The organism is Oscillibacter acetigenes (assembly GCF_025567605.1).
Classification (GTDB): domain Bacteria; phylum Bacillota; class Clostridia; order Oscillospirales; family Oscillospiraceae; genus Oscillibacter; species Oscillibacter welbionis.
In genome coordinates this window covers 164439-176069 of record NZ_JAOQKG010000006.1, presented here as the reverse complement: position 1 = coordinate 176069, position 11631 = coordinate 164439, and the positions used below count along the sequence as shown (strand labels likewise).

Genomic DNA, 11631 nt, shown 5'->3' with positions numbered 1-11631 from the left:
TTTCGTCAGGGGATGGGACCGGGAGGTATGTTACAGCAGCCCCAGATTCTGCTTCCAGGTCAGCACCCGGCGGCAGGCGGTGTCGATGGTCTCCTCGGACAGGGCGCCGCTTTCCAGCGCCTCCAGGACCTTGGGGATCTGGGTGCGGTAGTCGGTGGTGATGACGAGATCGTTTCCCGCCTCCAGGGCCATCACCGCCACGGCCCCGTCGGCGCTGTACGCTGCAACTGCCTCCATGGCCAGATCATCGGTCATCACCACGCCGTCAAAGCCCAGGTCCGTCCGCAGCAGGCCGTGGACCTTCGGGGACAGGGAGGCGGGGAGATCTCCATCCACAGCAGTCATGATATTGTGGGAGACCAGCACAGCGGTCTTTCCGCCGCCGCTCTCCATACCCGCCTGGAAGGGGAGGAAGTCGGAGGACGTGAAGGACTCCAGCGGCCGCTGGTCCACGGCGATACCGGTGTGGGTATCCACATTGTTCCCATAGCCGGGGAAGTGCTTGAGGACGCTGCCCATACCGTCCTCCGCCATCTGCGAGACCACCTGGGCCACATAGTCCGCTGTGGCGGCCGCATCCTGGCCGAAGGTGCGGTCATACATAAAGTCGGCGGGGTTGGTGGACACATCTGCCACCGGGGACAGGTTCACGTTGAAGCCCAGGGCGGAGAGAAGGAGGTCCTTCTCTCGGGTATCTGCCAGCACGGCCTCCATGCCGCCGGAGGCATAAGCTTTCTGAGGAGAGGGGAACTTGGAGGCCCGCAGATGGGGATTGGAGCTGACCCGCACCACCGTGCCGCCCTCCTCGTCCACGCCGATCAGCAGCGGGATTCCGGTGTCCACAGCCGCGGCGTCCTGATAGCTCTGAATGGTCTGGATCAAAGCATCGGCAGTTTTGTCCGCCGTATCCCGGCCGAAGAGGATGTAGCCGCCCAGATGATAGGTGCTCACGTCGGAGACCGCGTCTGTGTCGGGTACCCGGACAAAGAACAGCTGGCCGACCTTTTCCTCCAGGGTCAGGGAGGCAAGCAGGTCCTCCACCTCCTGGGCGGCCAGTTCCTCCGGCGTGGGTTCCGGGGGCGCCTCCGGCTCCTGGGGCTGAATGTCCACTAAGGGTTCCTGGGAAGTCTCCTCTGTGGGGGAGCCGCCGCAGGCAGTCAGGCTCAACAGGGAGAGGACAGCCAGCAGAATTGTAAAAAGTCGTTTCATAAGAGCTCCTTTCTGCTGTGGAGTGATGATATGAAGTGTATCACATCCAGGCCCGAAAGAAAAGACTGTTACTGATTTGTGGTGGAATCCAAACGGACCCCGTGGTATGCTGGCAAAAATAGAAGGGAGCGTGTGACAACATGCGGATGGCGGCTCTACTGATGGCAATGATCGCCCTGCTGGGGAGTCCCCAGGGGGAGGGGACGGTCTCGGAGACCACCTGGGAGATGGTGGCTGTACAAGTGCTGGAGGAGACACCGGAGACGGCGGCACGGACCCTGCTGGACTGGGCGGGCTCTGGACAGACGATCCCGGAGGAGGACGTGGTCCTGGCCCTTTTGGAGGAGATGGAGGCGGAACCGGCAGCCTCCGCAGTGGCATTTGCAGCGGTTCTGGACAGGGCGGACAGCCTGCGGAAAGCAGGTGAGGCGCCGGAGCTGGGAGAAGAGACCTACCGGGCGGCGGTCCGGTCCCTGTCCCCCTTTTTCACCAGGCTTCTGGGGACGGAGACCACGCTCTGGCAGGAGGAGCCCTCTGCCTGGCCTGCGGATTTGGCTGCGTTTGACGGCATCTGGTGTGACAGCACCTTGCAGGAGCTGCTGATCTTCCAGAGCGGCACCTGTCGGGTGGTAATCCCCTACCTGGACTACTATGGGGAAACGGCCTTTTCTGCCCGGCTGCGGGACCGCGGCGGCATGGGCTGGTGTCCGTCGTTGGAGATAGATATCCACGAATCCGGCGATTTCTCCGGGCCGCTGACCTATTACGTCTCCGGTCTGGCGGAGGACCATTTCTGGTGCAATACCCAGGGCCAGCGGTTTGACAGGCTTTGACCTCCGGAGTCATGAAGGTGGTATGCGTGGGATGATGCCGGAAAGTGGAAAAAAAAGAGGCGGAACGCAGAAATGCGGTCCGTCTCTTTTTTATTCCGGATTTACAGGTCAGTCCTGGGGCTTGACGATGGCGATGTGCAGCTCGTCCAATTGTTTCTGCGTGACCTCGCTGGGGGCGCTCATCATCACGTCCTGGGCGTTTTTGTTCATGGGGAAGGGGATGATCTCCCGAATGGAGTCCTCCCCGGCCAGCAGCATCACCATGCGATCCACGCCGGGGGCAATGCCCGCATGGGGCGGCGCGCCGTAGGTGAAGGCGTTGTACATGGCGGGGAACTTGGCCTTTACGTCCTCCTCGCCCAGCCGGACCATCTCAAAGGCCTTAATCATGATCTCCGGGTCGTGATTCCGGACCGCGCCGGAGCTGAGCTCCACGCCGTTGCACACCAGGTCATACTGGTCGGCGGTGATGCTGAGGGGATCGATCTCGCCCCGCTCCGCCTTCAGCAGGACCTCCAGCCCGCCGGAGGGCATGGAGAAGGGGTTGTGGCAGAACTCCAGCTCGCCGGATTCCTCGCCGATCTCGTACATGGGGAAGTCCACAATCCAGCAGAAGGCGTACTGCTCCTTGTCCATGTGACCGGGGACGGCGGCGCCCAGAGTCTTTACCAGCGTGCCGGCGGTCTTTTGGGCAGCGCCCAGCTTGCCGGCGGACAGGGCCACGAAGTCGTTGGGCTTCAGACCCAGGGCAGAGACCACAGACTCCTTGATGGGCTGGACAAACTTGGCGATGCCGCCCACGATTTCGCCGTTTTCGTCCAGGCGGAACCAGTAGGGCTTGCCGCCGGAGACCACCTCCACATCCGCCAGGGTCTTGTCGATGAATTTCCGGGTCTCGTGGAAGTCGCTGACCACCACGGCCTTCACCACGTTGCCCTCGAAGGGGCCGAAGCCGCAGGCGCCCAGCAGGCCGGTGACGTCCTGCACCGTCAGGTCGATGCGCAGGTCCGGCTTGTCGGAGCCATACTTCTCCATGGCCTCGGTGTAAGGGATACGCATGAAGGGCGCGGAGCTGGCCCGGTCGTATTTGCCGTACTTGGCAAAGATGGGGGGCAGCACGTCCTCCAGTACGGCAAATACGTCATCCTGAGAGGCAAAAGCCATCTCCATGTCCAGCTGGTAAAACTCACCGGGGGAGCGGTCCGCCCGGGCGTCCTCGTCCCGGAAGCAGGGGGCGATCTGGAAGTACCGGTCAAAGCCGGAGGTCATCAGCAGCTGCTTGAACTGCTGGGGCGCCTGAGGCAGGGCATAGAACTTTCCGGGGTGGTTCCGGGCGGGCACCAGATAGTCCCGGGCACCCTCCGGGGAGGAGGCGGTCAGGATGGGGGTGGTGATCTCCAGGAAGCCATGCTCTGTCATGGCCTGCCGCAGGGCGGCCACTACCTGGCACCGGAGGATGATGTTGTTCTTCACCGCCGGGTTCCGCAGGTCCAGATAGCGGTACTTCAGGCGGGTGGCCTCGTCGGCCTCCCGGCTGCGGTTGATGGGGAAGGGCAGCTCGTTGTGCTGGCAGCGGCCCAGCACCTCAATTTTGCCGGGTACCACCTCGATCTCGCCGGTGGGCAGCTTGGCGTTCTTGCTGTCCCGCTCTCGGACGGTGCCCTCCACGGAGATGGTGGACTCCTTGTTGATGGACTTCAGCAGGGCCACCATGTCGGCGGTCTCCGCCACCACCTGAGTGGTGCCGTAGAAGTCCCGGACCACGGCGAAGGCCAGCTCACTGCCTACCTCCCGGAGGTTTTCCAGCCAGCCGCAGATCTTTATGGCCTTGCCGGCGTCGGAGAGCCGCAGCTCTCCGCAGGTATGGGTGCGATTCTGTGTCATGATTGTGGATTCCTTTCTGTGTGGAAATGTGATTACAAATAGAAATTTATATAAAAAATATTACGAATTGAGATCATATTTCGCTGCCAGAGCCCAGAGCTGTTCCCCAAGGCCCCTGCCAACGGCCTCTCCGTCCGGGACGGTGCAGCCGTAGAAGTCCGCCTGTCCCGGAGCAGCATAGGACCACTCCCGGACGGTAAAGTTCAGCACAGCAAAATCGCCATCTGTACCGGCGAGGGAGAGGGAGAACATCCAGTCTCCCGCCTCATAGAAGACGGACCCATGGCTGGCATTCACCGCCTGAGCAAGGGGCTTGATTAGCGGGTCTGTCAGAGAACGGCAGAAGGAGAGGTCTTGGAGCTGTTTCAGCAGGGCCGCCCCCTCTGGGGAAGTGAGGGGTACCGACACCGTGGCGGTCTCTGGCTCCTGGGCCCAGTCCCCCAGGGAGCGGATCAGGACGTTGATCTCTTGGAGTTCCTGGCCCTTCATCAGGTCCGGCAATGTTACCGGACGGCTGTACCAGATCGCGGCGACCAGCAGCAGGACCAACAAAGGCACCCAGACACGCTTCCGGTTCTTCATAGAAACACCTCTAGTAAATACTGCTTGTATTTTTTATAGAAAATATTTCTGCTTGGACTGCTTGAGATGCGATTTGGTTGTCTCCGCAGGTGAAATTCGGCGTTAAAGTATCTCTGTGGGGCAGGGAATTACTCCTGGATGACGGTGCCCTTTTCCCGTTCCGCGAGACCCGCCTTAATGCGGTAGACGGTGGCGGCGGGTTCCAGCTTTGTCTGCTCGCCGGTGGCCATGTCCTTGCAGGCCACCACGCCGGAGCTGATCTCGTCCTCCCCCAGAAAGATCACATAGGGGATGCCCAGCTTGTCGGCATAGGCGATTTTCTGCTTGAATTTCTTTTCCTCGCAGTGGAGCTGGGAGCGGATGCCGTTTTCCCGCAGCAGGGTGGCCAGGGAGATGGCAGCGGACAGGTCCTCCGTCATGGGCAGGATCAGCACATCCGCCGGAGCGGTGGGCAGGTCCGGATTCAGCATACCCTGTTCTCCCAGCACATAGAACAGCCGGGTCAGGCCGATGGAGATGCCCGCGCCGGGAAGCTGGCGGTCCGTGTAATACTCCGCCAGATTGTCGTACCGGCCGCCGGAACAGACGGAGCCGATCTCGGGGTGATCCAGCAAGGTGGTCTCGTAGACGGTGCCGGTGTAGTAGTCCAGGCCCCGGGCGATGGTCAGGTCCACGGCGAAATTCTCCGCCGGGACGCCGAAGTCCGCCAGATACCGGACCACCGTGTTCAGTTCCTCAAGACCCTGGTCGAAGATTTCGTTCCGGCCCCGGTAGCCCTCCAAAGCGGAGAGAACGGCGTCGTTTCCGCCGGAGATGGCGATAAACTTCAGGATCTCGTCGGCGTCGGACGGAGTCACGGCGAGGTCGCCGGTGAGGATGGCCTTCACCTTCTCCGGCCCGATCTTGTCCAGCTTGTCTACGGTGCGCATGATGTCACCGGACTTCTCCGTCAGACCCAGCATGGCGTAGAAGCCGTTGAGGATCTTCCGGTTGTTCACCCGGATCTGGAACCGCTTCAGTCCCAGGGTGGAGAAGGTCTTGTAGATGATGGCGGGGATCTCCGCCTCATTGATGATGGAGAGCCTGCCATCTCCGATGATGTCGATGTCCGCCTGATAGAACTCCCGGAAGCGGCCCCGTTGGGCCCGCTCACCCCGGTACACCTTGCCGATCTGATACCGGCGGAAAGGGAAGGTCAGGTCGTTGTAGTGGAGGGCCACATACTTTGCCAGGGGGACCGTCAGGTCGAACCGGAGTGCCAGATCCGCGTCGCCCTTCTGGAAGCGGTAGATCTGCTTCTCCGTCTCGCCGCCGCCCTTGGCCAGCAGTACCTCGCTGGACTCGATCACCGGGGTGTCCAGGGGGGTAAAGCCATAGAGGGAATAGGTACGGCGGAGGATCTCCATGATCCGCTCCATCTGCTGCTGTGGTCCGGGCAGCAGTTCCATAAAGCCGGACAGTGTCCGTGGGGTCATTTTAGCCATCGTCAAAACTCCTTTTTCGTGGGATGCGGGTCGCTGCCCGGGATGCACCGCGGGCGCAAAATGATAAAACGCTCCCGTCCCGCGGCTTTGGGACGAGAGCGATTCCGCTTCGTGGTGCCACCCAAATTCAAGGCCTATAGAGCCTCCTTTTTGCCTCCTGTGCTACGGGGAGGGTGCCGTGGGCGTCTCCGCCCCCGCTCCGCCGCTGTCCTTCGTCCAGGCCGGCCGGGCCGCTCTCAGCGGTGCGCCCCTCTCTGTGGGGCCGGCGATTGGAGTACTGCTGCGGCATCCGCGCGGTGCAAATGAATCAACAGGGTGATTGTATGCGCTTTGGGGAAAAATGTCAAGCGATGGGACGGTTGGAGGGATTGACGATGCAGCGCCAGTCCAAATCGCCCCGGGCCAGACCCAGTACCAGCGCCTCCGCCGTGGCCAGATTGCTGGCAAAGGGGATGTTGTTCTGGTCGCACAGCCGGGAGATATAGGAAACATCTCCCACCATAGCCTCGTTGTTGGGGTCGTTGAAGAAGAGTACCAGGTCGAATTCGTTGTATGCGATCCGGGCGCCGATCTGCTGGCTGCCGCCGTGGGCGTAGGACAGGAAGCAGTGGACATTCAGGCCCGTGGCGTCGGCCACCATGTGGCCAGTGGTGTTGGTGGCGTAAATGTTGTGGTGGGACAGGATGCCGGCGTAGGCGGTGCAGAACTGCACCATCAGCTCCTTCTTGTTGTCGTGGGACATGAGGGCGATGTTCATGAAAGACTCCTTTCTCTATCTGATCCGCAGCAGGGGGACCCGTTCCCCCTGGAGGCGTTTCGCAATGTTGCGGTAGGCAGTCGCGGCGCTCTGGCCGTCCGCCAGCAGGATGGGCACACCCCGGTTCATACACAGCGGCAGGGCGTCATCCTCGGGGACCACTCCCAGCAGCGGCAGGCCGGCCTTGTCGATGGCATCGTCAATGGTGGCGTGGAGCTGGCGCAGCAGCTTTTTGCGCACCCGATTCACCACCAGGTGCAGGGCGCCTGATGGGAAGCGATCCAGCTCCATGACGGTGTGCTGGGCGTCCCGCAGGGAGGAGGCGTCCGCAGTGGTCACCACCACGCAGCGGTCCGCGGCGCAGGTGGCCAGCTGAAAGCCCCGCCCCAGGCCCGCAGGTGCGTCCAGCAGACAGAAGTCAAACCGCCTGCGTACCTCCCGCAGCAGATCTGCCATCTGGATCTCCGTCACCGGGCGACCATGGGGACGCGCCGGCGCGGTCAGCAGGAAAAGGCCGGGGATCTTGGGGTGTTCCACAGCGGCCAGTTCCAGGGAACAGCGGTTCTGCGCCACGTCTGAGAAGTCCATCAGCGTCCGGTCCGACAGGCCCAGGGCCAGATCCAGATTCCGCAGACCGATGTCGCAGTCCAGGCACAGCACCCGCCGGCCAGATAGGGCGAGAGCCGCGCCTACACCCGCCGTAAAGGAGGTCTTTCCGGTGCCGCCCTTTCCGGATGCGACGGCAATGCACTGTCCTGGAGACGTCATCAGGCGGCACTTCCTTTCAACTGCTCACAAATGTATTATAAGGGATTCTTCTTGATTTTTGCAAACATTCTCGGATATTTTTCCGGAGTTTTTTTCACTTTTTCCACCACGATCAGCCGGTGGCGCACATCTGTACCGGGGATGGCATAGTCCCGGACCGCCTCCACGGCGCCGCCCAGGATCGCAATGGCGTGCTGTGAGGCGGCCAGCTCCGCGTCTGACTCCACGGATTTCATGGCCAGGAACTTCCCGCCGGGCTTTACCAGCGGCAGGCACAGCTCACACAGCACCGGCAGGGCCGCCACTGCCCGGGAGACCGCTAAATCAAAGGTTTCCCGGTGCTCCGCGGCAAATTCCTCCGCCCGGGCGTGGACGCAGGCCACATCGGGGAGGTCCAGCTCCCGGCACACCGTCTCCAGGAACTGGATGCGCTTGTTCAGGGAGTCCAGCAGCGTCAGGCGGATGGAGGGCTCCAGCACCCGCAGGGGCAGACCGGGAAAACCGGCACCGGTGCCGACGTCCACCACGGACTTTCCGGAAAAGGACTCCAGGGTCAGCAGGGCGGCGCTGTCCAAAAAGTGGAGAGTGGCCACATCCTCCGGGTCCGTAATGGCGGTGAGGTTCATCACCTTGTTGGTCTCGATCAGCAGATCCCCATACCGGACCAGAGCAGGGATTCCCTCCACAGGGAGGTTCAGGGCGGCAAGACCCGATTGCAGGCGCTGTTCCATCATGTCCTCTCCTTCAGCAGGTCTCGGATCTCCGCCAGCAGCACTTCCTCCTGCGAGGGCTGGGGCGGGGGAGGAGGAGCGGCCTCCTTCTTTCGGTGGAAGCGGTTGATAGCTTTGATGAGGCAGAAGACCGCAAAGGCGATGATGAGGAAGTCCAGAATAGTGGAGAGAAAAGAGCCGTAATTGATGGCAACAGCGGCGCGCACTTCGCTGCCGCCGGCGTCATACACCGCCTCCCGCAGGACCCATTGCCATTGGGAGAAGTCCGCGCCGCCGGTGAGCAGGGAGAGCAGGGGCATCAGGATATCGTTGACCAGGGAGGTGGAAATTTTGCCGAAGGCGCCGCCGATGATGACGCCCACCGCCATATCCAGCACATTTCCTCTGGCAATGAATTGGCGAAACTCCGCCAGGAAGCCGGTGGTCTTTTTGGTAAGTTCAGTCATGGGACTCTCCTGTGTGAAATGAATGGGCGCCTGTGTACGTATGCTGTAACCATTGGAGCCCAAGGCTTTCAGAGATTTGACCCGAATGGAGCCGCTGGAGGGGCACCGAATGATCCGGAGCAGGGCTGCGCGCCGCTCCAACGGCTGGAAACGGGTTCAACGATTTGTATAAATAAAACAAAAAATTACAAATTGGATTTTTCCGCGGGGACCAGCAATTCCTTGCCGCCCATATAGGGCCGCAGGACCTGGGGGATGCGGACAGTGCCGTCGGCCTGGAGGTTGTTCTCCAGGAAGGCGATCAGCATCCGGGGCGGGGCCACGCAGGTGTTATTCAGGGTGTGGCACAGCTGCATTTTGCCATTTTCATCCTTATAGCGGATGCGCAGACGGCGGGCCTGGGCGTCCCCCAGATTGGAGCAGGAGCACACCTCAAAGAACTTCTGCTGGCGGGGAGACCAGGCCTCGATATCGCAGGACTTGACCTTTAGATCTGCCAGGTCGCCGGAGCAGCACTCCAGCTGCCGCACCGGAATATCCAGAGAGCGGAACAGCTCCACGGACATCCGCCACAGCTTCTCATACCAGTCCTTGGACTCCTCGGGCTTACAGACTACGATCATCTCCTGCTTTTCAAACTGGTGGATGCGGTAGATGCCACGCTCCTCGATGCCGTGGGCACCTTTCTCCTTGCGGAAACAGGGGGAGTAGGAGGTAAGGGTCTGGGGCAGGCTCTCAGCCGGCAGGATCTGGTCAATGAACCGGCCGATCATGGAGTGCTCGCTGGTGCCGATCAGGTACAGGTCCTCCCCTTCGATCTTGTACATCATGCCGTCCATGTCTGTCTGGCTCATAACGCCTTCCACCACGTTGCCGTGGATCATGAAGGGGGGGATGCAGTAGGTGAAGCCCTTGTCGATCATGAAGTCCCGGCCGTAGGCCAGCACCGCCTCATGGAGCCGGGCAATGTCGCCCAGCAGGTAGTAAAAGCCGCTGCCGGAGACCCGCCCGGCGGCATCCAGGTCGATGCCGTTGAAGGACTCCATGATATCCACGTGGTAGGGAATGGGGAAGTCGGGGACTTCACATGCTCCGAACCGCTGGACCTCTACATTTTCGCTGTCATCCTTGCCGATGGGCACGGAGGAATCGATCATCTGGGGGATCAGCAGCATATTGTGATGGAGCTTTTCCTCCAGCTCCGTCTCCTGTTTCTCCAGCTCTGCCAAGCGGTCCGCCTGTTCCTTCACCTGCTGCTTGACAGCCTCGGCCTCCGCCAGCTTGGCGGGGTCCTTTTTGGCCTGGCCCATCAGCATGCCGATCTGCTTGCTGAGTGTGTTTCGGTTGGAGCGGAGCTGATCCGCCTCCGCAATGGCGGCCCGGCGCTTGGAGTCCAGGTCCAGGACTTCGTCTACCAGGGGAAGCTTGGCATCCTGAAACTTCTTTTTGATATTTTCACGGACGGCATCCGGATTCTCCCGGATAAATTTGATATCCAGCATGATGATTCTCTCCTCAATTTATTGATGTTGCATGTTTCACGTGAAACAATGGCCAGCCGTTGACTGCTCAACGGGCCTCTGCTGCTTCCTTTAGCTGCGCATACCGCTGGGAGGGAGGGGTGACACCCTCCTCAGCAGTCTCAGGCAGTGCGTCCCGGTATTCAGACGCCTCGAAGGCGTCGATGCTGGCTTGACAGCCCGCCAGATCTCCCGCAGAATACTGCTGCTGAATGGTGTACAGAGCCAGCAGTGCCTGGTTCTCCCGCTGGGCCTCCGCCAAGGCGGCGTCAGTTTCCTCTGCGGAGGACTCCAGCGCGTCGATGGTGGTCTGGGCTTCATCCAGCTGGTTTTGCAGGTCCAGCAGGGCGTCCTGCGTGGCCTGTACCTCCTGCATGGCAGTGACGGAGTCCTGAAGCTCCCCAAGCACCTCGGAGTTGCTCCGCTGGTGCATTAGAAAGGACAGCGCCATCAGCAGAAAGGCCACGATGAACAGGATCATGATATAGATGACAACGGGCTTTTTCCCGGTGGAGGGCGTTTCCTCCGGAGCAGAGGAGGGTGTCTCCGCTTCGTCTCCGCTGCGCTTTTCAAATTTCATGGCAGATCATCCTTTCCCAATCAGGGGGTTTTCGTTTGCTTTGCCCGGAGCATCGCCAGGGCCTCCAGCAGGTCGTTGAGGTCGTCAATGCCGTAGTATTCCAGCTCAATCCGGCCCTTTTTGCGGCCGGTGACGATCCGCACCCCCCGGCCCAGCTTGGAGCTCAACTCCTTCTGCGCCTCCGCAGCATAGTCGATTCCCTTCGGTGCGGGGGCTTTTTCCGGCTTTTCCAGACTCAGCCGCTTGGCCAGGGCCTCCGTCTGGCGGACAGAGAGGCCGCCGGAGATCACGGCGCCAGCGGCGTTTTCCTGCAGGGCGGGGGAGAGGGGCAGCAGCGCCCGAGCGTGACCGGCGGAGAGCTTTCCCTCCTCCACCAGCTTGGCCACCGGCGGCGTCAGGGACAGCAGCCGCAGCGCGTTGGCCACGGCGCTGCGGGATTTGCCCACTCGGGACGCGGCCTCCGCCTGGGTCATGTGATACGTTTCCATCAGGGACTGGAAGCCAGCGGCTTCCTCTATGGGGTTCAGATCCTCCCGCTGGAGGTTTTCGATCATGGCCAGCTCGGCGGCCTTGCGGTCATCGGCCTCCATGACAATGACGGGCACTTCCTGAAGGCCCGCCAGCCGCGCAGCCCGCCAGCGCCGCTCTCCGGCGATGATCTGATAGTAGCCGGAGGCCAGCTTCCGGACGGTAAGAGGCTGGATGATACCGTGCTCTCGGATGGAGTCGGCCAGCTCTGCCAGGGATGCCTCGTCAAAGTGCTTGCGGGGCTGGGAGGAACAGCTTTCCACCTGGGAAATGGGCAGGTACAGGCTGCCGGTGCTCTCCGCCTTCAAT

Annotated in this window: 12 protein-coding genes; 1 reads left to right on the top strand and 11 read right to left on the bottom strand. The window is 61.4% G+C overall.

Annotation, left to right across the window (positions count from 1 at the left end; translation table 11 throughout):
- Positions 1-30: 30 nt before the first annotated feature.
- Positions 31-1209, bottom strand: a complete 1179-nt coding sequence (locus OCV80_RS13165) for a glycoside hydrolase family 3 N-terminal domain-containing protein (protein ID WP_021751161.1) — start codon at positions 1207-1209, stop codon at positions 31-33.
- Between the two features lie 140 nt (positions 1210-1349).
- Here OCV80_RS13165 and OCV80_RS13160 point away from each other — a divergent pair, with 140 nt between their 5' ends.
- Positions 1350-2042 carry a hypothetical protein gene (locus OCV80_RS13160; protein WP_119311862.1) on the top strand — a complete coding sequence of 231 codons (693 nt, stop codon included), beginning with the start codon at positions 1350-1352 and terminating at the stop codon, positions 2040-2042.
- Positions 2043-2150: 108 nt separating this feature from the next.
- On the opposite strand, the gene aspS is transcribed toward OCV80_RS13160, so the two are convergent.
- The 10 genes from aspS to OCV80_RS13110 form a co-directional block, all read right to left on the bottom strand.
- Positions 2151-3926, bottom strand: a complete 1776-nt coding sequence (gene aspS / locus OCV80_RS13155; protein ID WP_119311861.1) for an aspartate--tRNA ligase — start codon at positions 3924-3926, stop codon at positions 2151-2153.
- A 60-nt stretch (positions 3927-3986) separates the two neighbouring features.
- The gene (locus tag OCV80_RS13150) at positions 3987-4508 is read right to left on the bottom strand and encodes a hypothetical protein (protein ID WP_136891317.1); all 522 of its coding nucleotides are present in this window, start codon (positions 4506-4508) and stop codon (positions 3987-3989) included.
- Between the two features lie 128 nt (positions 4509-4636).
- Complete coding sequence (hisS, locus tag OCV80_RS13145; protein ID WP_136891316.1) at positions 4637-5992, bottom strand: histidine--tRNA ligase; 1356 nt, start codon at positions 5990-5992, stop codon at positions 4637-4639.
- 343 nt (positions 5993-6335) lie between these two features.
- Complete coding sequence (locus tag OCV80_RS13140) at positions 6336-6749, bottom strand: methylglyoxal synthase (protein WP_021751168.1); 414 nt, start codon at positions 6747-6749, stop codon at positions 6336-6338.
- A 15-nt stretch (positions 6750-6764) separates the two neighbouring features.
- Positions 6765-7517 (bottom strand): septum site-determining protein MinD, encoded by a 753-nt coding sequence (minD, locus tag OCV80_RS13135; protein ID WP_021751169.1) that lies wholly within the window; start codon positions 7515-7517, stop codon positions 6765-6767.
- A gap of 35 nt (positions 7518-7552) precedes the next feature.
- On the bottom strand, positions 7553-8251 hold the full coding sequence (rsmG, locus tag OCV80_RS13130) for a 16S rRNA (guanine(527)-N(7))-methyltransferase RsmG (RefSeq protein ID WP_256264602.1): 699 nt from the start codon (positions 8249-8251) through the stop codon (positions 7553-7555).
- On the bottom strand, positions 8248-8694 hold the full coding sequence (gene mscL / locus OCV80_RS13125) for a large-conductance mechanosensitive channel protein MscL (RefSeq protein WP_136891315.1): 447 nt from the start codon (positions 8692-8694) through the stop codon (positions 8248-8250). The genes rsmG and mscL overlap by 4 nt, the downstream gene beginning before the upstream one ends.
- A 185-nt stretch (positions 8695-8879) precedes the next feature.
- Positions 8880-10196, bottom strand: coding sequence for a serine--tRNA ligase (gene serS / locus OCV80_RS13120; RefSeq protein WP_136891314.1), 1317 nt, complete (start codon positions 10194-10196; stop codon positions 8880-8882).
- Positions 10197-10263: 67 nt separating this feature from the next.
- Positions 10264-10794: a hypothetical protein gene (locus OCV80_RS13115; protein WP_021751174.1), complete on the bottom strand. Its 531-nt coding sequence runs from the start codon at positions 10792-10794 to the stop codon at positions 10264-10266.
- 20 nt (positions 10795-10814) lie between these two features.
- A complete protein-coding gene (locus OCV80_RS13110) occupies positions 10815-11630 on the bottom strand; it encodes a ParB/RepB/Spo0J family partition protein (RefSeq protein ID WP_267288462.1) in 816 nt (271 codons plus the stop codon).
- Position 11631: the final 1 nt, after the last annotated feature.

Coding starts and splice junctions, on each gene's coding strand:
- OCV80_RS13160 (WP_119311862.1), top strand. CDS start 1,350: ATGCGGATGGCGGCTCTACTGATGGCAATGATCGCCCTGCTGGGGAGT.
- OCV80_RS13115 (WP_021751174.1), bottom strand. CDS start 10,794: ATGAAATTTGAAAAGCGCAGCGGAGACGAAGCGGAGACACCCTCCTCT.
- OCV80_RS13150 (WP_136891317.1), bottom strand. CDS start 4,508: ATGAAGAACCGGAAGCGTGTCTGGGTGCCTTTGTTGGTCCTGCTGCTG.
- OCV80_RS13165 (WP_021751161.1), bottom strand. CDS start 1,209: ATGAAACGACTTTTTACAATTCTGCTGGCTGTCCTCTCCCTGTTGAGC.
- aspS (WP_119311861.1), bottom strand. CDS start 3,926: ATGACACAGAATCGCACCCATACCTGCGGAGAGCTGCGGCTCTCCGAC.
- rsmG (WP_256264602.1), bottom strand. CDS start 8,251: ATGATGGAACAGCGCCTGCAATCGGGTCTTGCCGCCCTGAACCTCCCT.
- serS (WP_136891314.1), bottom strand. CDS start 10,196: ATGCTGGATATCAAATTTATCCGGGAGAATCCGGATGCCGTCCGTGAA.
- hisS (WP_136891316.1), bottom strand. CDS start 5,992: ATGGCTAAAATGACCCCACGGACACTGTCCGGCTTTATGGAACTGCTG.
- mscL (WP_136891315.1), bottom strand. CDS start 8,694: ATGACTGAACTTACCAAAAAGACCACCGGCTTCCTGGCGGAGTTTCGC.
- OCV80_RS13140 (WP_021751168.1), bottom strand. CDS start 6,749: ATGAACATCGCCCTCATGTCCCACGACAACAAGAAGGAGCTGATGGTG.
- minD (WP_021751169.1), bottom strand. CDS start 7,517: ATGACGTCTCCAGGACAGTGCATTGCCGTCGCATCCGGAAAGGGCGGC.